The organism is Pseudalkalibacillus sp. A8, from assembly GCF_045920555.1.
Lineage (GTDB): Bacteria > Bacillota > Bacilli > Bacillales > Fictibacillaceae > Pseudalkalibacillus.
This window is the reverse complement of record NZ_CP174509.1, coordinates 921,670-944,060: the sequence shown is the minus strand read 5'-3', so window position 1 is coordinate 944,060 and position 22,391 is coordinate 921,670. Positions and strand designations below refer to the sequence as shown.

At 43.0% G+C, this 22,391-nt stretch carries 19 protein-coding genes; 4 read left to right on the top strand and 15 right to left on the bottom strand.

Annotated features, from left to right (window positions below; translation table 11 throughout):
- Positions 1-6 precede the first annotated feature (6 nt).
- Both htpX and ACJROX_RS04905 read left to right on the top strand, forming a co-directional pair.
- A complete protein-coding gene (gene htpX / locus ACJROX_RS04910; RefSeq protein WP_408009645.1) occupies positions 7-885 on the top strand; it encodes a protease HtpX in 879 nt (292 codons plus the stop codon).
- A 310-nt stretch (positions 886-1,195) separates the two neighbouring features.
- Positions 1,196-1,672: a BsuPI-related putative proteinase inhibitor gene (locus ACJROX_RS04905; RefSeq protein WP_408009644.1), complete on the top strand. Its 477-nt coding sequence runs from the start codon at positions 1,196-1,198 to the stop codon at positions 1,670-1,672.
- Positions 1,673-1,927: 255 nt separating this feature from the next.
- Here ACJROX_RS04905 and ACJROX_RS04900 read toward each other — a convergent pair whose 3' ends face one another.
- The 4 genes from ACJROX_RS04900 to ACJROX_RS04885 form a co-directional block, all read right to left on the bottom strand.
- Complete coding sequence (locus ACJROX_RS04900) at positions 1,928-3,100, bottom strand: MFS transporter (protein WP_408009643.1); 1,173 nt, start codon at positions 3,098-3,100, stop codon at positions 1,928-1,930.
- Between the two features lie 177 nt (positions 3,101-3,277).
- A complete protein-coding gene (locus tag ACJROX_RS04895; protein WP_408009642.1) occupies positions 3,278-4,654 on the bottom strand; it encodes an N-acetylmuramoyl-L-alanine amidase in 1,377 nt (458 codons plus the stop codon).
- Between the two features lie 141 nt (positions 4,655-4,795).
- On the bottom strand, positions 4,796-4,960 hold the full coding sequence (gene ytzI, locus ACJROX_RS04890; protein ID WP_408009641.1) for a YtzI protein: 165 nt from the start codon (positions 4,958-4,960) through the stop codon (positions 4,796-4,798).
- 79 nt (positions 4,961-5,039) lie between these two features.
- On the bottom strand, positions 5,040-5,567 hold the full coding sequence (locus ACJROX_RS04885; RefSeq protein ID WP_408009640.1) for a hypothetical protein: 528 nt from the start codon (positions 5,565-5,567) through the stop codon (positions 5,040-5,042).
- Positions 5,568-5,831: 264 nt separating this feature from the next.
- Here ACJROX_RS04885 and ACJROX_RS04880 point away from each other — a divergent pair, with 264 nt between their 5' ends.
- Positions 5,832-6,707, top strand: coding sequence for a peptidoglycan-binding protein (locus ACJROX_RS04880; RefSeq protein ID WP_408009639.1), 876 nt, complete (start codon positions 5,832-5,834; stop codon positions 6,705-6,707).
- A 38-nt stretch (positions 6,708-6,745) separates the two neighbouring features.
- On the opposite strand, the gene ACJROX_RS04875 is transcribed toward ACJROX_RS04880, so the two are convergent.
- Complete coding sequence (locus tag ACJROX_RS04875) at positions 6,746-7,663, bottom strand: DNA-3-methyladenine glycosylase family protein (protein ID WP_408009638.1); 918 nt, start codon at positions 7,661-7,663, stop codon at positions 6,746-6,748.
- A gap of 207 nt (positions 7,664-7,870) precedes the next feature.
- On the opposite strand from ACJROX_RS04875, the gene ACJROX_RS04870 reads away from it, so the two are divergent.
- A complete protein-coding gene (locus ACJROX_RS04870) occupies positions 7,871-8,890 on the top strand; it encodes an acyltransferase family protein (protein ID WP_408009637.1) in 1,020 nt (339 codons plus the stop codon).
- Positions 8,891-9,150: 260 nt separating this feature from the next.
- On the opposite strand, the gene ACJROX_RS04865 is transcribed toward ACJROX_RS04870, so the two are convergent.
- The 10 genes from ACJROX_RS04865 to nhaC form a co-directional block, all read right to left on the bottom strand.
- Positions 9,151-10,263, bottom strand: a complete 1,113-nt coding sequence (locus ACJROX_RS04865) for a C45 family autoproteolytic acyltransferase/hydolase (RefSeq protein WP_408009636.1) — start codon at positions 10,261-10,263, stop codon at positions 9,151-9,153.
- 35 nt (positions 10,264-10,298) lie between these two features.
- Entirely contained in the window at positions 10,299-11,735 is a 1,437-nt protein-coding gene (locus ACJROX_RS04860) for an aldehyde dehydrogenase family protein (protein WP_408009635.1), read from the bottom strand.
- 2 nt (positions 11,736-11,737) lie between these two features.
- The gene (gene gabT / locus ACJROX_RS04855) at positions 11,738-13,102 is read right to left on the bottom strand and encodes a 4-aminobutyrate--2-oxoglutarate transaminase (protein ID WP_408009634.1); all 1,365 of its coding nucleotides are present in this window, start codon (positions 13,100-13,102) and stop codon (positions 11,738-11,740) included.
- Positions 13,103-13,145: 43 nt separating this feature from the next.
- Entirely contained in the window at positions 13,146-14,279 is a 1,134-nt protein-coding gene (gene ald / locus ACJROX_RS04850) for an alanine dehydrogenase (protein WP_408009633.1), read from the bottom strand.
- A 73-nt stretch (positions 14,280-14,352) separates the two neighbouring features.
- Positions 14,353-15,003 carry a GNAT family N-acetyltransferase gene (locus ACJROX_RS04845; protein WP_408009632.1) on the bottom strand — a complete coding sequence of 217 codons (651 nt, stop codon included), beginning with the start codon at positions 15,001-15,003 and terminating at the stop codon, positions 14,353-14,355.
- Between the two features lie 35 nt (positions 15,004-15,038).
- Positions 15,039-16,463: an NAD-dependent succinate-semialdehyde dehydrogenase gene (locus ACJROX_RS04840; RefSeq protein ID WP_408009631.1), complete on the bottom strand. Its 1,425-nt coding sequence runs from the start codon at positions 16,461-16,463 to the stop codon at positions 15,039-15,041.
- Between the two features lie 69 nt (positions 16,464-16,532).
- A complete protein-coding gene (locus tag ACJROX_RS04835; protein ID WP_408009630.1) occupies positions 16,533-17,918 on the bottom strand; it encodes an aspartate aminotransferase family protein in 1,386 nt (461 codons plus the stop codon).
- Between the two features lie 409 nt (positions 17,919-18,327).
- Positions 18,328-20,457, bottom strand: coding sequence for a sigma 54-interacting transcriptional regulator (locus ACJROX_RS04830; RefSeq protein ID WP_408009629.1), 2,130 nt, complete (start codon positions 20,455-20,457; stop codon positions 18,328-18,330).
- Between the two features lie 104 nt (positions 20,458-20,561).
- The gene (locus ACJROX_RS04825) at positions 20,562-20,813 is read right to left on the bottom strand and encodes a hypothetical protein (RefSeq protein WP_408009628.1); all 252 of its coding nucleotides are present in this window, start codon (positions 20,811-20,813) and stop codon (positions 20,562-20,564) included.
- 50 nt (positions 20,814-20,863) lie between these two features.
- Positions 20,864-22,390, bottom strand: a complete 1,527-nt coding sequence (gene nhaC, locus ACJROX_RS04820) for a Na+/H+ antiporter NhaC (RefSeq protein WP_408009627.1) — start codon at positions 22,388-22,390, stop codon at positions 20,864-20,866.
- Position 22,391 lies beyond the last annotated feature (1 nt).

Genomic DNA, 22,391 nt, shown 5'->3' with positions numbered 1-22,391 from the left:
TGGAAAATGGCAAAGAGAATTTTTCTGTTTATCCTGACAAACATCCTAGTCCTTACTACCATCATGATTGTCTTGTCGTTGTTAGGTGTAAACAATTACATCCAAGGCGGTAACATCATGTTTGGCCAATTGCTGGTGTTCAGTGCTGTAGTTGGTTTCAGTGGTTCATTCATTTCTCTGGCGATTTCTCGTTGGATGGCTAAAAAAATGATGGGTGTCAAGGTTATCAACCCTGACGGTCCCCTTTCTTCATATGAGCAAGACCTTGTCGATCGTGTACACCGTCTTTCACGTGCAGCAGGATTGACGAAAATGCCAGAGGTTGGTATTTACGACTCACCAGAAGTCAACGCATTTGCGACTGGTCCATCTAAACGTCGTTCACTCGTAGCCGTTTCAAGCGGTTTATTACAAAACATGGATGATGACGCAGTTGAAGGTGTATTGGCACACGAAGTCGCGCACATTGCCAATGGTGATATGGTAACGATGACCTTGCTACAGGGTATCATCAATACATTCGTCGTGTTCTTGTCACGTATCGCAGCATGGGCAGTGGCACAGCTTGTTGATGAAGACAAAGCTGCTATCGTCCACTTCCTCGCGATCATCGTTTTCCAAATCGCGTTCTCGATCCTCGGAAGTATCGTTGTGATGGCATACTCCCGTTACCGTGAATTCCATGCAGACCGAGGTGGTGCAGACTTGGCTGGTAAAGACAAGATGATCCATGCGCTTGAATCATTACGGGCTCATGTCAACCGAGTCGATACACGTCAAGAAGCACTCGCATCTATGAAAATCAGTGGAGGCAAAAAGAAAAGAATGCTCTTTTCTACTCACCCAGATCTTGATGAGCGTATCCGCCGCTTGCATGCAAAATAAATAGATTGATAACAAATGAGGGCTGACAATTGTAGTGTCAGCCTCTTTTTTATGGGATCTAAAATTGCCATAATGTCTCGTCTAGGCTACTATATAAGATAGGGAGACAATATTATCATCCCTATCCCTGTAGATTGAACATCCTATTGTACAGTTAAATGAACGATTGGACGCAATCGGAACAATATATATTTTAAAGACTCCAGATCAATAACCTGAAATTGGTGAAACATAGACTGGCGCGGTTACGTCTATACTACAAATACGATTTCAGGACACCTATGATATGTCCGGAAAAGGAGGAATCACCATGTATCGACTTGCTGCGATCTTTTTAGTCCTTCTCCTAACTGCATGTGGGACGAGTAATCAACCTGAAGAACCAGAATCCCAACCGACAAATGGCCAAGCAAATGAAGATAAAGAGGATAAAAATTCTGAAGGGAATGATAGTGTGGCAGATGAATTAAAGCTCAATGTCGTTTCATTCACAAAAAATAAGGCCGTGATCGAGCTTAAGAACGAAACAGGAAAAACGCAAGAACTTCAGTTTTCAAGTGGTCAGCAATATGATATGTGGATTACAGATCAAGATGGAAAACAAGTCTTCCATTGGGGAGAAGGTAAGATGTTTACACAGGCTTTGAAAACAATCACGATTGAACCAGGCCAGACGGAAACTTTTGAAGTTGATATTCCAGAGCTGGAGCCAGGAACATATAAAGTAAAATTCAAAGTGACCTCCAAGCCGCCAATCGAGACGACATTCACCCAAACAATCGAATGATAAGACTAGAGAGTGACGCAAAAGTTTTTAGCGGACATAGGAGACCTTATTTAGTTAAATTCAATAAAAACCAGCAGCCTTTTAGCTAAATAACGGAATTGATGTCCTCTAATTTTTAAAATCACACCATTTTGTCACAAATATCGGAATAGATGTCCTCTAATATTCATGGCCAGAGCCGCATGTTTCAGAAAAAGGCCCAATAAGGATTAACCCATGGAGAATTTTCATATTCTCCGGGGTTTTTTTGATTGATCAGTTTTTTTGTACGCCCCATTTAACAAGTCCGCTTCCAATCACTAAAATGGCTCCCGCAAATCCAAATACATATGCGGTCATAAAGCTTCCTGAAATCCATCCACCGATGATCGGTCCCGTCAAATTACCAAGAAAACGACAGCTGGCAGTTACACCGAAAGCTCGTCCCTGTATATTGGGTGGTGTCTTTTTATGGATCAACGTCTGGATAGCAGGCCAGACACCGCCTAATATTAACCCTTGCAGAAAGCGCCAAATATACAATTCATAAATATTGTCTGTCCATAATTGGGGAAAGAATAATAGACCGCTTAACAGCATGACAACGGGGAGCATCTTTAGATGACCGATCCGATCACCAAGCTTGCCGAGGTATGGTGAGCCGATGATGGTTGCAATCCCAAGGATAGAGGCTGCTAATCCAGCAAGAAGTGCCAGGTTTTCCGGGTCATGAACGAAGGTTTTCACAAAGATCGTCATCATGGAGTTCGTACTTAACATCGCTGCTTGCAACAGGAAGGTTGCAATGAACAAAATAAGCAGCTGTTTATTGCGAAGGACGTCTATAAACGTTCCTTGCTTCCCTTTGGCGGCCTGCATCGGTTCATCTTTAGGTATAAAAAAAATGACGAGCGTCAATGTCATAAAGATACTGATCCCCGTTACAGCAAACACTGGGCGAAACCCGAATAAATCTGAAAGTGCCCCGCCGATCAATGGTCCGATGATCCCTCCAGAGATGCCTCCTGTTTGTAAGAATCCTAAAGCACTTCCAGTGTGTTCTTTCGGAGTAATTCTCGATAAATAGGAAAAGGATACTGTAATGAATCCTGAAAAGAAGCCCATAAAAAACCGAAGAGCCAATAACATCCATGGTCCGCTAGCAAAAGACATCGAAAATGTTATGATCCCCATGCCGATACCCGCACGGATCAAGTTTGCTTTCTGGCCATATTTATCAGCAAAAATCCCCCATACCGGTGCCATGATTGCTCCTGATAAAAATGCTGCAGAAAATACAGCTCCAGTCCAATTGCTAAGAGCTTTGCTGCCTGTCACGCCTAATTCCTCTAAAAACAATGGAAGGAAGGGCAAAATCATCGTCATAGCAGCAACGATTATGAAATTGCACAGCCACAGAAACCGGGCACTCTTACGCCAATTCTTCATGGTTGTTCATCCTAATCTGTTTCGGACTTCATAGAATTTATTTCGGATTTAGAAATAAATCTTTTTTAATTGTACCACTATATCGCTCCTCAAATGAGTTTCCTGCTCATGTGCCCAAATTCCCATCTGGAACCAGTAATAAAAAGCCAATAGAAAAAGCTCCTATTACGGAGCTTTTTAGTCAAGCTGTTGCTTTGTTTTTTCCAACCGATCAAGTTGTTGATTGATCAATTCCATTTCAAGATCGATCATTCTCTCATAAATATTAAGGATCAGTTGTCCATAATTTGTACCTGGTACAGCCCATTTTCCATTCAAGGCAACCCATGTCGGTGCTGAGCCTCGTGTGACGAGATTAAAACGGGGATCGACAAGCTTTTCACCTTCAGGGAGACCTGCTTTAGAAGCATAAGCATACAAGTGTTGGATATGGGCAGTAACTCCATCACGCGGCGTATCGAAGGAAGCCCCGGGTTCATTCGGTCCAGTCGCTCCGATACCAGCATAGTTGTTCTGTTCCGGTTTCACCACACCAGTATACCTGAAATAATTCGTTTCATGAACCGCTTGAGCATAAGCTGTATCTCCGCGTATTCCATATTTCTTTCCGATTTCAATATAAAGTGATACTAAACTTGGTGCATTCGGATTGACCCGCTTAACGAAAGTTTCCAGGTTTCCTGCTGCTACGACACTTGATCCAAGAATAGTAAAACCTTCGACTGGTTCTGGTTGAGGTGGTGGCTCAGGTGCGCTTGTCCCTTCTGTGACGATAAATGCATCAGCAATGCCAATACGTTTCAACGCTGTCACTCTCGCATCGGCATTTTCTTTTTCTGAAAATGCACCTGCTTGTACCCTGTAATATTTTGTGCCATCAATTGTGATCGGATAGATGAAGGAATCAATTTTATTCTGTTCAAGAAAGCGTACACGTTCTCTTGCGTTCTCTTCCTCTTTGAAAGATCCGGCGATCACTTTATATAAAGTGACAGGTTCAGGTGTCGGTTTAGCTTTCAAACTCAAGGCTTTGGCGATTCCAGTAGCGATCGCTTTCGACACGTCACGGACAAATTGTTCATTCAGTATCAATTTAAGATCTTGTTCATTGTCCACGAATAAGACTTCAAGCAACAAAGCATTCATTCTAGTATTTCGCAATACATAGAAGTTCGCTCTCTTCTGCCCGCGATCAATGACTCCATACTTACTTGCTGTAAACATATACTCTTTATGAACTACATTTTGGATTTGTTTTGTACTTTCTGGCACAGTGCCATTATAAATGTAGCTTTCGAATCCTCTTCCACCGGCTGCATTATGATGGATGGAACAGAAAAAGTCAGCGTTCCTCGCATTCGCAAAATCCGTTCTTTCCTTTAGAGACATCGTTTTGTCAGTCGTTCTTGTCATCATGATATCGACATCGTATGACTCTAGTAAATAATCCCGGACGAGAAGTGAAACTTTCAAATTAAAATCCTTTTCTCTGTACTGTTTATAGACTGCACCTGGATCAGACCCGCCGTGCCCAGGATCAATAACAACTCTCATAATCATTCACCACTTTCAATAGAATATCATCCCATATAAGCAATATATTCTGCTGCGAAAAAATTGCTTGTACGAATAAACAAAAGGTTGACTGCATTATACAGCCAACCTTTTCGTAAGGATAATTATGGAATTGTTCATTTATTGGTTTGATTGGTAATCGTCTTTCTCTTTTTCATCAAGGTTGGGGTTTTTTTCTAGTGGATCGATTGTATGTTTATAGGAATAACCCTTTGTAATCGCTATGACGAAAATAACCAATACGAATATGATGATGAGAATCGAAACAAGTAATACTTTAAACATCTTGTACATCCCGTCCTTCCACTTACCACTTTAACACAGAAAGCAGGATGACAGCAGAGAAAATTACACCTTAGATAGGTCATTCTTTCCCAAACGTCGTAGTAACGCCCCAATAATCCTCTGCCACATTATCGTTCATCACCACATCAAGATCATGAAAAATCCGGTGTGTAATGAACATTTCTTTTGTGGCATTTGTCTCTAGGGCTTTTTCAATTCCTGCTGCAGCACGCTCCATGTCAATAGCTAAAGAACCGGATGTCTCAGCCAAAAGGATATCATTGATATATTCAAGTTGCGATTCTAGTTCTTCATCCTTATTTTTCGGCTCAAATGTCCTCCAAGCCCCCCAACCCAACAGCTTGTTGAAATAAGCATGCATTTTTGCTACTTCTCTAGAAAACTCCTCTTCCTTGTTTCCGTTCACGAATAAAGCATCATTATCGACGACACGGACCTCGCCACTACTTTTCGCATCTGCTAGAGTTTCAGTGCCTTCATTTGTTTTATTTAACAGATACATACCTGTCCATCCGCCGAAACCAACGATAAAGATAACAAGCAGAGAAAGGATCATAACCAACTTTGATGGTCGTCTAACCCTCATCAGGACAACCCTCCTGTTCGGAATTTATCCGGTAATTTTGCAGTAGTTGAAATGGTAGAGAAATATACCAAAAATCCACAAACAGAGCCTAAATATAATGTATTTTACCTTATTTTGGTGTATATGACAATTGAACCCGGCGGCTGTATTTTAATCGTAATCGCATTGTAACTCCATTATTATCGTCATGTCATAAATGCCTAGTAGAATGTGCAATTGGGACGTTAAAAACTCGTCCCAAACTTCAAAGGAGGGAACCTCTATATGTTAAAAAAGGCAGCATTGACTGTTGCAGTAGCAGGTTCAGCCGTACTTGCACCAGCAGCAACTCAAGCGGCAGATCTTGAAACGCCGTTAAAAAAGCAAATGTGGCATGAGGATGTGCACACACTTCAACAGGACCTGAAAGAACTAGGATTTTTCGACTACGATAAAACAACCGGTTACTACGGTGATATCACCCAAAAAGGCGTGAAGGAATTTCAAAATGATTATAACCTTAACCCTACCGGGACTGTAGATAAAGAAACTGCAGAAGTACTGGATGAGGCAACAGGACTTATTGAACGTGGAGACCGTGGCAAAGCGGTTGAACACTTACAAAAACATTTAGCTGAATTGAAGCTTTATACTTATGAAGTTGATGGCATTTTCGGTCCTTTGACTGAAAAAGCTGTCACCGAGTATCAAGAAACCAATGGCTTACAAGTTGATGGTATTGCAGGTCCTGAAACAAAGGCTGCATTATTCAATCTGAAAAAAGCAGTTCAAGAAGATGCTGAAGCAGAGGCACCAAAAGAAGTAGCATCTGAAACGACAGAAACAAAGCAAGCTTCAGCTGATGAAGAACAACAATCGCTCACAATGGAAGCGACAGCATATACAGCAAATTGTGACGGTTGCTCAGGTGTAACAGCTACAGGTATTGATTTGAATGCAAATCCAGATCAAAAAGTGGTTGCAGTAGACCCTGATGTCATACCTCTAGGAACAGAGGTGTATGTTGAAGGATATGGTCGTGCAGTTGCAGGGGATACTGGTGGAGCGATCAACGGTAATAAGATTGATTTATACATGCAATCTGAAGAAGATGCAACAAACTTCGGAAATCAATCAGTTGAAGTAACCATTCTAAACTAATAATAACGAAGAGTTGGCCTACACTCAGGTCAACTTTTTTATTTAGAAACCATGTTCAGATATTGCCACATGTAGAATGTGATATAACCTGCCCATGGCCCCCAGTTTTCTTTTTCTGCCAATAATTGTACTTCTTCTGTTCTTGGCTGCAAGTCTAATTTGTAAATCTCTCTCACCGCATTACGTAGTCCGATGTCTGCAGCGGGTAATACGTCAGGACGATTCAACCCGAATAACATTAAACATTCTATTGTCCATCTTCCAATTCCTCTGTATTGAAGCAATTCATTGATAATTTCATCGTTCGAACTTGTCCACAACCGCTCAAAGTCTATGTTTCCATTTACAACATTCCTTGCAAAATCAATGATGTATTCTGCTTTCCTTTGACTAAATGAAAGCTCACGAAGCTGATCATATTCCAGCTGTGCAACAGTTTCTGGACGCGGGAATAAATAGAGGTCAACTCCCTCAAAAGTCTTAACATCCCCAGCAAGACGAATGAGCCGTTCTTTCAAGGTAGCCGCAAATGTAAGATTGATTTGCTGACCTATGATCGTATCGACCACCACCTCAAATAGATCAGGGTTTGCCAGGACTCTCATCCCATGAAATTCATCAGTCAACATTGCAATTTTTTCATTGTCTTTGAAGGTATGATAGAACTCATCCAAGGAATTATCTACACCCAACATTCTTGATAAATATTCTTTCAAAGAGCGATTTTCAGTGTTATCTTCAGTATTGGGCACAATATAAACCTTGCCGTCCTGCTTCTTGACTTTTGCATCCAATAAGAAGGGCGTTTCTCCAAGGTAGATCCACTTTATGAATCTTTTGGTCTCTTGATCGATTACCATCGGTTTTAATGTTTCTGTTGTACGATGATGCCTCCGAAAAGTGTAATTGAAGGAAAACGGTCCTTCTATCATTATTTCATAATAGGGTTTTTCCATATTATACCCTCACTTCCATTACGTTTGTTACATTGTTTTCACAACTGTTAAAACTGATTTACGTACCTCCAAAAACACATGACAACTCCGAATAATTTCTATGACATCCGATTCATTTTAAAATTTAAGGGGTATGATAGTTTATCAGCATACTTCTTTTTTGGTATGTATTCTAGAAAAACATTTTGCAACTTGGAGGCCCTTATCATGAGTAAGAAACGTGAATCCTACTTTGACAATGCTAAATTCATATTAATTTTTCTCGTTGTATTTGGACACTTCATAAGTCCGCACAAAGGTGATAGTGAAGCTTTATATACAGTATACAACTTTATCTACACCTTCCATATGCCTGCATTCATTCTTATAGGCGGATTCTTCTCGAAGGGCATTATGAAGAAGGGCTATTTAAAAAAGATTGTCAGAAACATCTTGATACCTTATTTCATTTTCCAGCTTATTTATTTCGTTCTGCATAGAATTTGGAATGGAAAGGAAACCTTGACTCTGTTCGATCCATATTGGACTCTCTGGTTCTTATTGAGTATGGTGCTCTGGAATATACTGCTGCTTCTATTCATCAAGCTGAAGCATCCAGCCGTAATGATGATTGTGGCATTGACGATCGGTGTTTTTGCAGGTTATATCCAGGATATCGGAACATATTTCAGTCTGTCGAGAACCTTTGTATTCTTCCCGGTATTCCTTGGCGGCTACCTGTTGAGAAAAGAACACTTTTCTACTATCCTGCGGCCTGAAAAAAGAATTGCAGCCGGAATGATCTTAGTCGGGATGTTTGTAAGCTATTACTTCTACTTCCCGCAAGAAGCAAAGGATTGGTTGCTTGCTTCATCCTCATATGAAGAATTGGGGGTACAATTAGGGCAGGCATGGTTTATCCGTCTATTGATGTACGGATTGATGGCGCTTGCTACATTCAGCTTCATGGCTATAGTGCCTAGAAGGAAAATGTTCTTTACACATCTAGGAACAAGAACGCTTTATGTATACTTGTTGCATGGATTCATCGTGAAATTGTTCGAGTTGTCACCGTTTTATGACTTAGTAGGTGAGTCAGGAAACTACTTTGTATTATTGGCCCTAGCGGCAATCGTAACATTGTTTTTGGCATCAAAACCGATCATTACACTTGCACAACCGTTAATTGAACTTAAGACTCATCTGCTACAACGATATATGAACAAAAAAACAGCAGATGTCTCATAGGGTAAGTTTCGACATGATCCGAGAATTACCTGGGAAATAATGTGTATTTCGACTTGAAAAAGGGGCTGCCATTCTTTAGTGGCAGCCCTCATTTTATTTTGTTCATTCAACTACAAGCATTGCTGTCATTTAATGATATCCGTATATATTAGTTTTTGTCCGCTGAATTTTGCAGGTCGTCCGGCAAAAAGATAGGTTCATCTTCAATATTATGAGGTTTGTCCGATAATTCAGCATAACTGGCTGGTAACAAAGCTGTATTAAGCAGAAGTAGGTGCCAAAAGATCGTAGCGGGTGTATTTCGTTTTATCTGCGTTTCCGATACATAGCTCCATGCTCCGTTCCGTCAGGTTCATGATGATAGAAAAGACCGTTTCCATACGACGATGCTCAGGAGCTCTTTTGTTTTCATAATGATTGATCGAGTTGGGTGCATTGAATTTATCGGACAACCAGACCTTGAAAGCGTCTGTGTCAATTGTTTCCCTTAAATGTACTTTCGAATGGATCAATTGCTCGGCTCTGTTTTTACGGATAAGGGAGTCATCAAATTTGAACTCGTTTCGGTCTTCTACTTTTTCTAAAATCCGATATGAACAAATGTGATTGGTGTGTACTACCTTTCCGTCCTCGGATGTCAACATATCAATGCCGAACGGGGAAACTTCATAGTTGGCAACCATCGCTCTACCCTCACCTTGATCACTACCGATCATGAAGTTGGCGCTCGATGCCATCAGTCCGTCTTTTATTTTCGAAACGGCTTCATGTAAAGATCTCGAGTTCAATACACTTCTCAAACCAAGATGGATTGGGACTTGATCGCTCTTTTTATTCGTCAGCAAGGCATTCAGGCAGACACCTACCCCGGCAGAATTATATCCGATCTTGCCAATGATCCCCCCTTCCGTGACCATCTGGATCGAAGGCTTTCCTTCCTGCTCGATATCCAACAATAAGAGGCTTTTGATTTGAGCAGCCTTCCAATCCCAGTTCTGCGCAAGGATCGTATCGTTTGCAAGCGGAGGTGTGATGCCGATTGCTGTGCATCCGTCACTGAAGCTTTTGCTTTGGCTGGAGTAATTGGCAAGGGCGATCTCACTTCTTGCATTCAACGCAAGGATGTCTTCAAAATCAACTCCGGCCCCTTCCGCGATTCCTTCCATTTCCTCAATGAAATCGAGGTTGTATTTTTCGATGGCGTCCAAGTGTGTAAACGCTGCTTCTCTCGCCTGTTTCCAACTAATTTTACTGTATCCATAAAATAAAGATTCATAGGTGGATAGGCTCTGCAAAACTTGCTCTCTACCTTCCTCTCCATGGCTCCTTCCAATTTCCCTTGGTGTACCTTTTAGCTTCAGATGCTTGATCATAAAATCAGTATCCTTTCAATCAAAAGTTATCAAGTTCAATTCCGGTTGATGATGACCAGCTTCATTTCTGTCATCTCTTCTATCGCATACTTCAGACCTTCACGTCCTTTCCCGCTTTCTTTGACTCCGCCATAGGGCATATGGTCGACTCGGAAGGTAGGGATATCGTTGATCAAAACACCTCCGACTTCCAGTTGATCCGCTGCATCCAATCCTGCATTGATATCCCTCGTGTAAATTCCAGCCTGCAGGCCATAACGTGAATCGTTCAACAAGGATATCCCTTGGTCAATGGAAGAGATGCGATTAATGACGACGATCGGTGCGAATACTTCTTGACACGACACTTTGACCTTCGAATCTGCATGTAATATGACTGTCGGGGCAAGTGCATTTCCTTCTGCATTTCCACCGTATGCCACTTCAGCACCAGCATTTACGGCTTCTTGTATCCAGGCCAGACTGCGATCAAGATCATGTCCTGAAATCATAGCTGCTACATCCGTGTCTTCATCCAGAGGATTTCCCACAACTAATTTTTCTGTTTCAGCCACAAAATTTTGAACAAATGTTTCATAAATAGCCTCATGTACATAAATTCGTTGCAAAGAGATACAGACCTGCCCCTGGAATGCAAATGCGCCCTGTACTGCCCTTGGAATGATTTTTTCAAGGTCGACATTTTCATCCACGATGACCCCGGAATTCGATCCCAATTCTAATGTCACTTTTTTCAGGCCAGCTTTATTCCTGATTCCAATTCCTACTTCTGGGCTTCCGGTGAACGTGACGGCTTTCACCCGGTCATCTGTAACAAGAGCCTCACCAATTACACTTCCCTTTCCGGTGACGATATTGAACCCGCCTGCTGGCAAGCCTGCAGCTTCGATCAGTTCTGCCAGAAAAAAGGCGGACAACGGCGTTTGGTTGGCAGGCTTCAGAATGACAGGATTTCCAGCTGCAATAGCTGGTCCAACTTTATGCGCGACGAGATTCATAGGAAAATTAAATGGAGTGATCGCAGCTACTACACCGATCGGTTCTCTTACAGTATATGCGAGGCGTTTTTCTCCTCCAGGCGCGGCATCCAACGGTATCGTTTTTCCTTCTATCCGTTTCGCTTCCTCTGCTGCAAACTTATACGTCTGGATGGTACGTGCGATCTCACCTCTTGCTGTATTGATCGGCTTTGAAGCTTCCAGTGCGATGATACGTGCTGCTTCTTCGGATCGTTCTTCCATCAAAGACGCAATCTTTTCAAGAACAAACGCACGTTGATGGGCAGGCATTTTTCTTAACGCTGTTCTTGCACCCTCAGCGGCAATGATCGCCTTGTTAACGTCTTCTACAGTGCCCTCAGGGATATCTGCAATCTGTTCTTCACTGAAGGGAGAATAAAGAGGTGTGTACCTTTCTGTTTCAATCCACTTTCCGTTGATGTATAGATTTTTTTTCACTATTGTCGTCTCCATTACTATTCCCCCTTATTTTGTTCCTTCACAACATCTTCAATGACTTGTCCGATGACATTGAGCGCCTCATTCAATTGCTCGTCTGTGATGACAAGCGGACATAATGTCCGTATGACATTTCCATATAATCCAGCGCCAAGGATGACGACGCCGCGACGGTTACATTCAGTGATGATCTTCCCCGTCAATACTTTGTCAGGTTCCTTTGAATGTTGGTCTTTGACGATTTCCATCGCTGTCATCGCACCGAGACCTCTGATATCGCCGATCACATCTGTTTTATCCCGCATTTCTTTGAAACGGTTTTTGATAAGCTCGCCGATTTCGTTGGCTCTTGATATCAAGTCCTGCTCCTCCAATAACTTGATCACTTCAAGAGCAGCTACACATCCAAGCGGGCTTCCACCATAGGTACCACCGATTTCTCCCGGGCTTGGTGCTTCCATGATTTCCGCTCTTCCTGTCACTGCACTGATTGGAAGACCTGCTGCAATCGATTTGGACATCGTGATCAGATCAGGATCAATGTCGAAATGCTCCGAGGCGAACATTTTTCCAGTCCTGCCGAATCCCGTCTGTACCTCATCCGAAATGAATAAAATGCCGTGTTCCCTGCAAATTTCCCGTACACCTTGGACAAATCGCTTCGAAGGGACGATGAATCCACCTTCACCCTGGATCGGCTCTAGGATGAAAGCGGCGATATCTTCAGGCGGCACCTCACCGAGGAAGAAATCTTTGAATTGTTTCAACAGGTAGTCATCCAATTGATCGTCCGTCATCCCTTCAGGCTTTCGATAATAATATGGGTGACGTACTTTGTACGTATCGGCAGGAAATGGCCCGAACCCGTTCTTATATGGATTCACTTTACTGGTCAATGCCATCGTCATAGAAGTCCTTCCATGATAACCCCGTTCGAAGGATACGATTGCTCTTCTGCCGGTATATTTACGTGCGATTTTAACTGCATTTTCCACCGCTTCTGCCCCGGAATTGAGGAAGAAGGTCTTCTTTTTAAAATTACCAGGAGTGAGCGAGTTCAATTTCTCTGCGAGTTCGATGTATGGTTCATACATGGCTACATGGAAACAAGGATGGATAAACTTTTCCACTTGTTCCTGGACCGCCTTGACGACAGTAGGTGGACAGTGCCCCGTATTCAAAGATCCAATGGCGCCCGCGAGATCGATCAAAGTATTGCCGTCAATATCGGTAATGATCGCTCCTTCCCCTTTTTCGATGAACGAAGGGGATGTATTGAAGGGTCCGCGTGGAACATTTTCTTCCTTACGTTTTAAAAGGGCACGCGATTTTGGACCTGGCAGTTCGGTTTTCAGGTTGATATGCTTCGTTTTCAGCAACATTGGTAGACACTCCTTTTTTAACATCTTCCGTAAGACTGACCTTTTAGACAGCCAATGTTTTTTCAGACAAAAGGGTCACAGCGGGTTGGAATTCCAATCCGTGAGCGTCAGCGACTGCTTGATGCGTCAATACTCCGTCCAGTGTATTGATTCCTTTCAGAATCGCCTCATTCTCAAGGCTAGCTTGCGCATACCCTTTTCTCGCGATTTCCAGTGCGTATGGGACGGTTACGTTGGTCAGGCCAATCGTCGACGTTTTGGGTACTGCACCTGGCATGTTCGCCACCGCATAATGGACGACACCATGTTTTTCATAGGTCGGTTGATCATGCGTGGTAATCCGATCAACGGTTTCGAATATACCTCCCTGATCAATGGCTACATCCACGATAACGGCTCCGTCCTTCATCGTTTTAACCATCTCTTCGGCAACCAGTTTAGGCGCTTTGGCACCAGGAATAAGTACCGCCCCTATAACAAGGTCCGACTCCGCAACAGCTTCTGCGATGTTCAGCGGGTTGGACATCAACGTATTGATGGCATTACCAAAGATATTATCCAGCTGCCGTAATCTTTCAGGATTGAGATCGATAACGGTTACGTCGGCACCGAAACCGACAGCTAATTTTGCGACATTCAATCCGACGACGCCACCGCCGATGATGGAAACTTTACCACGTCTAACCCCAGGTATCCCGCTTAGCAGAACTCCTTGACCCCCATGGGTTTTCGCGAGAAACTGTGCCCCGACCTGGGCAGCCATCCTACCTGCGACTTCACTCATCGGGGTCAATAACGGCAGGCTTCGATCCTCTAATTGGATCGTTTCATAAGCGATGCTTACTACTTTTTTATCAAGAAGGGCTTTTGTCAAAGCAGGTTCTGCAGCCAAATGTAAATAGGTGAATAAAATCAAACCTTCTCGAAAATAACCATATTCTTCTGGTTGCGGTTCTTTTACCTTCATCACCATTTCTTGAGCCCAAGCCTCCCGGGCAGTCAAAGCGATTTCGGCGCCTGCGGCCACGTAGTGCTCATCCGTAAAGCCAGAACCAAGTCCGGCACCTGTTTCTATATAGACTTCGTGACCTGAAGCCGTTAGACTGAAGACTCCAGATGGAGCCAATGCCACACGATTTTCGTTATTTTTTATTTCTGTCGGGATACCGATACGCATATGAAACTTCCTCCTTTATATTTAGCTCTCTTGAAAGTAGGTTACGGAAAACAATCATATATATAGCTCTAAATCACTTGGGGATGTATTCTTTGTTGGTCCATTCCATTGATGTAGCATACCCTCTTGAGGCATCATCTTCTGGAAGGTAGTTCGGAGCGACTTCCTTCAATACAAATCCATTGTTCTTCTGGAACGTCAATACAGGATCGTAGATTTCATCATTGATGACCTTTTCAACATACTCCTGTGCTGACATGTAATCGGAATATTTATAGTAGTAAGGAATACGGCCGCCGATGATAATGCTCTTCAGATTCAAATCCTTACAAACCTGTTTGCGTGCGTCATACAAACGACGCCCGAGCTTCAACTTCCGGTAAGCTTGGTGGACACTCACTTCGACCCCATAAAGATTCAAGCCATCGGGATTATGGTTCCTGATATACCCATTATCGGAAATCGCTGTGTAGGAATGATTGTCTGCATAGTCCTCGATATTGATAATGAGACTCGAACACGAACCGACAATCTTCCCTTCATATTCAACACAGATCTGCCCCTCGGGGAAAATTTTGGCCTGGCTAGCGAAATGCTCCCTTTTGAATGAGATATTCGGGCCGAAGCTGTCATCAGATAGTGCAGCCACCTCCAATACATCTTCCTGTGTAATGTTTCTGATCACGATTTCTTTCTCTAACTTGGGTAAATCAATGCTGGACATATATCCATCCGCTCCTTCCATTATTGTGTTTCGTCTTAGTTTCCTGTGCTGATGGAGACAAATTTCTCTTCCAGATATTCCAATAAGCCGGACTTCCCACCTTCTTTACCCATACCACTCTCCTTGATTCCTCCGAATGGAGCTTGTGGGACAATTGGCGCAGGATCATTGATTCCAACGATGCCATACTCTAATTCCTTCATCATGCGATGTCCTCTTCCAAGATCATTCGTGAAGCAATAGGCTGCTAGGCCATAGCTCTCGTGGTTTGCTCTCTCGATGATTTCCGCTTCATCTTTGAATGTGAAAATAGGTGCAACCGGTCCGAATGTTTCTTCAGTAGAGATCTTCATGTCATCATGCGCGTAGTTGATGACTGTCGGTTCGTAAAAGTTGCCTGCGGAATTTTCGGCACGCTTTCCACCACATAATACCTTTCCGTTTTGCCTGACCGCATCCTCCACATGGCTTTCTACTTTTTCTAAAGCCTGACTGTTGATAAGCGGACCGACATCAACACCTTCCTCGATTCCATTTCCGACTTTTAATTTCGCAGCTTCTTCAGCAAGTCTCTTTCCAAATTCTTCAGCAATACTCTCTGCAACATATAACCTGTTCGTACTGATACATGTCTGTCCAGAGTTCTTGAACTTCGTCACAAGAACGCCTTGGATTGCAGCGTTAAGATCTGCATCCTCGAATACGATCAATGGGGCATGCCCCCCAAGCTCCATAGACGTTTTCTTGACCGTGTTCGCTGCTTTGCGCAAAAGCAATTTCCCCACATTTGTCGAACCAGTGAACGTCAGCTTGCGTACATCAGGATTTTCAGTCAATTCGTCACCGATCTCTTCAGCTGGTCCGATGACTAGATTGGCTACTCCTTTTGGCAATCCAGCCTCATGGAAACATTCAAAAACTTTAATGGCTGACAGAGGTGTGGATGGGGCTGGTTTCAATACAACCGTACAGCCTGCCGCCAGTGCTGGACCTATTTTCCTAGTGATCATAGATGCCGGAAAATTCCAAGGTGTGATCGCAGCCGTGACTCCAACTGGTTCCCGTAAAACCATCAGATGCTTATCTGAGTGGGAGGCTGGGATTGTTTCTCCGTAAATTCGTTTCGCTTCTTCGGCGTACCAATCCAAATAGCTGATTGCTCCGCCTACTTCTCTTTTTGCGTCAGGTAGCGGTTTCCCCATTTCCAACGTAATCGTTCTGGCGATATCATCCACTTTCTCTCTCATCTTCGCGACTACTTTTGCCAGGTATTCACCACGTTTTTGTCCAGTCTCTTTCTTCCAGGTTTTGAACGCTTCCTTTGCACCTTGGATCGCTTCACGTGTCTCTTCACGTCCTCCAGATGCAACCGAATCGATGAGTTCTCCCGTCGCCGGGTTGAAAACGTCTAACGTCTTACCGGAATTTGATCTTCTCCATACTCCATTTATATAAAGCATGATTCATCCTCCTTGATCAGGTATTATGCAAAAACTTAGTGTCATAGCTAAATGAGAGTCGTCTCAGCTTTATCGATGCTTTTTTTCAAATACAGTGATCGACTCATCCAAAATATTGATAATGTCTTGCACTTGTTGTTGGTTGATGATCAATGGTGGTGCAATCGCCACGATGTTCCTGCCTACTTTGGAAACGAGCGGACGGAGGATCAACTTACGATTGAAGCATTCCTCTGTCACTTCAGTCGCCGGTAATAGAGCAGGATCGAATGGAACTTCTTTATCACGATCGGCATACAATTCAAATCCGGCGAGCAGTCCCAATGCTCGTGTATTGGTCACACTTGGGTGTCTTTCTTTCAGGTAATCGAATCCTGCCTTCAGCTCGTATTCCATGTTTTTCGCATTGGCTACGATATTGTCCCGTTGTAGGATTTCAATATTCTTTAGTGCTACTGCACAGGCGGTAGGATGTCCACTGTAGGTGAAACCGTGAGCCAGGACATCGTCATATTGAACGAGTGTATTCCGGATCTCATCCTTCAAAAGGACAGCGCCCAATTGTGAGTATCCGCTTGAAATCCCTTTAGCGACACACATCAGATCCGGAATGACACCCCAATTATCTACCCCGAACATCTCTCCTGTACGGCCAAATCCACAAATCACTTCATCTGCAATGAAAAGGACATTGAATTCGTTACAAAGCTTTCTGACTGCCTCGATGTATCCGTCAGGAGGAACATGGACCCCGCCTGAGCCTTGTACAGGTTCAAGGATGACAGCAGCAATAGTATCGGCTCCTTCCTTGTCGATCACGTCACGGATGCATCCCTCGTAGTTCGGATCACTTTTATCTCCCAATTCACAATTTGTGAGATGAGGTTTTGCATGATAGACTTCCGTCATACCAGATTTAGAGAATGTATGGAATGCAGGAATCGCTGTAGCTGTTTGAGCACCGATTGTCACTCCATGATACGATTGCTTCAATGCAATGATCTTCCTCTTTTGCGGGAGCCCTTTCAACTCCCAATAAAACCGGGATAGTTTGAACGCTGTATCGTTTGATTCGGATCCTCCGGATGTATAAAAGACAGCATTCAGATCACCAGGCGCCATCGTTGCAAGCTTTTCAGCCAAACGGACAGCAGGCTCATTCGAGAAACCAGCAAATGAAGAACTGAATGCCAATTTGGTCATCTGTTCTTTTGCAATCTCCGCAAGTTCCTCATTGCCATGACCGATATTGACATTCCAAAGCATTGAAAGTCCGTCAATGTATTGCGATCCATTCGTATCGCTGACATAGATGCCCTCCCCTTTGGAAAAACGTAGCTTCGGTCCATCCTCCACTAGAAGCTTAGGATTTGTGGTGGGATGAAGATAATGTCGTTTATCCAGTTCATCAAGATTGGTCGTCACAGAATCGTTCAAAATAAGTTGATTTGTCATGATCTAACCTCCTGCTATAGGTCGAATTTATATTCATAAATAAGTAATGCAATAATCATGCCAACTTCAAATTCCTTTATTAATGGGTTGTATGGAATCTTGAAGATTCTCAATTTATGCAAAAGCGCATAATGCTATTAGTAATTGCATGGAAGGGTTTTAGCGGACACCAGAGGCTTTATCTCACCAAAAAACACCGCATCCATTGGATTAACGGACATCAGAGACCTTATTTCCTCAAAAATCTTCAGAAAGTACCTTCCGAAGTACAAATAAAGGAACAGATGTCCTCTAATTTCTAAAATCACCCTTGCTTTCCCGGAATAACGAAATAGATGTCCTCTTTTTTTGATCACAAGAAAAAACGCAAGTGATTCCACACATGGAATCGCCTGCGTTTAAATATACTCTATAATTCTATTTTTTCTTGTTTCTGCAGAATCTTTTGATACTTCCGGCTTACGGCGGATTGGCTGATATCCAATGCTTTTGCTGCTTTGGTAGTCGTCTTGTACTTCTTCATTGCGAGCATGATCAGTTGTTCTTCCAAATGCTCCCGTGCTTCCTGAAGAGGAAGAATACCTGTGATCATGGGCTTCACTTTTCTCGATTCACCGAATCTTAGTGATTGATTGACGAATTCCGCACTGATGACATTGTCATCTGCCGTGACTACAAGTCTCTCTATTAGATTCTGCAGTTCCCGGATGTTACCCGGCCAATCATACACTTCTAATAGATTAAGTGCTTCAGGTGATAGATGATAATTCTTATCGTATTTTTCGTTCAACTGCTGGATGAAATGGAAAGCCAGTAATGGGACATCCTCCGGTCTCTCACGTAATGGAGGGATCTGGATCGGGATGACATTGATCCGGTAGAACAGATCTTCACGAAAAGTGCCGTCCTCCACCATTTTTTCCAAATTCCGATTCGTAGCAGCTATGATCTGAACATCAACTGGTATGGATTTAGTACTGCCTACCGGAGTAACTTCTTTCTCTTGCAGAACTCTCAACAGCTTTACTTGAAGCCTTGAAGGGAGCTCACTGATTTCATCAAGGAACAGAACGCCTTGATCCGCTTGTTCGAAATATCCGACCTTCCCTTTCGAATCGGCACCTGTAAAAGCACCTTTCGTGTAACCGAAAAGCTCGCTTTCCAACAAATCCTCAGGAATAGCTCCACAGTTGATTGTAAGGAATGGTTTCTCGCTGCGATTCCCTTCCCGATGGATCGTATTCGCGATCAATTCCTTACCAACTCCGGATTCTCCTAAAATGAGAACGGTCGAATCGAAATCGGCCAGCTTCTTCGTCCGGTTGATCACCTGTTCCATCTTAGAGCTGCAATAGATGATCTTATTGGCAAAGTCATCCTTACTCTTCAATTTCTCAAGTTCTTCCTTATAGTTCTTAGAGAGCCGTTTTGTTTCGCGTAGTTCTGATTTCAATTTCTTCGTTTCGGTAATATCCCTTGAAGCGATGATTATCCGATGGATTTCTCCATCCTCATTGAATACGGGGTTTGCTACTGCTAATACACTTTTTCCTGAAGGTGTCTGTTGCACGACGGACACCTTTTTCTTCTTATCACGGACAAGCCTTGCAACTGAAGGGGTGAAAACACCTTTTTCTTCAAATTCCAAAAGGTTCTTCCCGACCAGTTCTTCCAAATCATTCACACCCCAGAAATCAGGTATGAAATTCTCACTGTGGCGAAGGAGCTCCCCATCTTTATTTACGACAAGGATTTCATCATACATCGTAGCAAGGATGGCGTTCAAATCTGTATTCAAGTCTTTTACATATTCGATTTCCATCGCCATCTCTTCTACCATCGGCAAGTCCTGAACAATAATGATCATTCCGTCCACTTGCTTATTCTCATTGAGGATAGGACTGTAATCCACCAGTACCCCCATGTCGTCGGTGATATGGATCTGGTTCAGCAGGGTTTCCCCAGTAGAAAAAGCTTTATCTATATGGGCCTGGTTGAATGTCTCCCCCGCTGGCAGATTTATGATCTGATGATAGGTTGACTTGATCATCTTCAATCCTGACTCGTTACAGTTGACGATCTTCTTATCACTATCTATGACGAAGACACCCATCGGAATGGAGGACAACATCACTTTCAATAGATTGATATTTTGATTATCCTGGCGAAACAGTTCTACCAGGGCATCCTCCCGCCTGATATAACCTATGAATTCATTTTCTTCATTTTTGATCAAAGTAATATGTTCACCAAGGACCTGGAAAATGAACGGCAAGGATATCGGTTTCCCTTGTTTCCATTCGCCTACATTCGAAATGGGAATCGCATAGTCTTTTAAAATATTTGCAGTAAGATCAGAATCCTTCCCTCTAACACTATATAAATCATCCAAATAGACATAAGCATAAAGCTCATCGTCCTTCGTCAGGAACACAAAAGGTTGGTTCATGGCCGATAAGTGTTTCTGGAGATCACTTTTAGTGGAATCGATCGAAACACATGTAATAGGGCTCAGTTTATCCGTGATTGTATAATTCATAAGGCTGGCTCCTTCCCAAGATGACTGTATCTAAGGATTCATTATAACATTATTTTTCGGAAAATTAGGTTTATTACCTGTCCAACTGCCCATAAGGAAAGGGATCAATCGCTTCCACTCACAACCAGATCCTCCGCTATATAAACCAGAACCATACCTGAAATGACTTCTTCTCCTTCATACACTTCCAACGATCGGACTAAACCGCTTAATCCAACAGAAACTGTTTCAAGATCTCCATCACTCGTACGGATCTTGAATAGGGAATCCCATTCGTATATTCGGCAATTCTCTTGTACACAGATCTGTTCAATAACCCCATCACAAGGACTTATTATAATCTCATCGTAGCTCAATTCCCTCTTTGCCTCCCTTACATGAAGTTATGGTTTTGAGTTTCAATTATTTAGGCCTCCGCACGTTTCCTATCCGGTAAATCCAAATTCAAATTCGTTCCCTCAGCTTTTTCAGGTAAATACTCAATTTTGAAATTGAGGAAACCGTAAATGAGAGCAATGATCGGGCTTAACAGACATAAGAACGCGAAAGGCGCATAACTCAATGCAGATACACCGAGGGTCGCAAACATGAATGCCCCACATGTATTCCATGGTACAAGCGGTGAAGTCATGGTACCAGCGTCTTCAAGCGTTCTGGACAAGTTTTTCGGATGCAGATTACGATCCTGATAGGCCTTCGAATACATCCGTCCAGGCAGTATGATGGATAAATATTGATCGCAAGCGATAATATTGGCCGCGATACAGGTTGCCACCGTCGTTGCAATCAGGCTACCGGTCTTTTTAGCGAATGACAGCAAAGCTACTACAATAGCTTCCAAAATACCTGCTTTCTCAAGTATTCCTCCGAAAGACATAGCGATAAGAATCAAGGCCACGGTGTACATCATACTTTCCATTCCTCCATTGTTGAGGAGGTTGTCCACCACTTCAATACCAACATCTTTCGAAAATCCGTAATACATGACGTTTATTGCATCCCCGATCGCCATACCTTGGAATCCAATAGCAAAAATCACCCCGATGAGCGCTCCAATCGTAAGACCGGGGATGGCAGGCATTTTGAAAACCATCATGACAATGACTGCTAGAGGGGCCAGCAATAACCAAGGTGAAATGATGAATATATCACCCAATTGGTTTTGCAGGGCTTGTACCTCTGCGATACTGGACCCTTCTCCAGTGAACCGTAGACCGATGAAGGTGTAAATGATCAACGAAATGATCAGAGCCGGTATCGTCGTATACATCATATGCTTGATATGTTCAAAAAGCTCGGCGCCAGTAATACCAGGAGCCATGTTTGTCGTTTCCGATAATGGGGAAACCTTATCGCCAAAGTAAACACCTGAGATAACCGCACCAGCCACCATAGCTAAATCTACCCCAAGTCCTTGTCCGATCCCCATTATTGCAATACCGATCGTTCCTGCTGCAGTCCAGGCGTTACCTGAAGCCAATGCTACGACACATGAAATAGCACACGCAGACACCAGGAAATATTGAGGTGACAACAGATCCAAACCATAAAAAATCATTGTCGGTACAATCCCTGCTGCAATCCACGAACCGATGATGGCTCCGATAATCAGCAAAATCATGATCGCCTGTAATGATAAACGAATGGTATTAAGGAAAGAGGTTTCAATTTCATTCCAGGAATATCCTAACCAAATTGCAATGATTGTAGCGACGAACCCGCTTAATAACAACGGAATGTGCGGATCGAGTTCAAAAATCGATATCCCAAAATATAAGGATACGATCATGAACACAATCGGGATCATAGCTACCTTTAATGACGGTCTTTTAACTACCTTCTTGTTTTCTTTCAAAATGAATCCCCTCACATTCAACGTATTTGGGCTGAAATATTTCACCAGCCCGCTACCTTCTATAAATGCAAGTTTCATG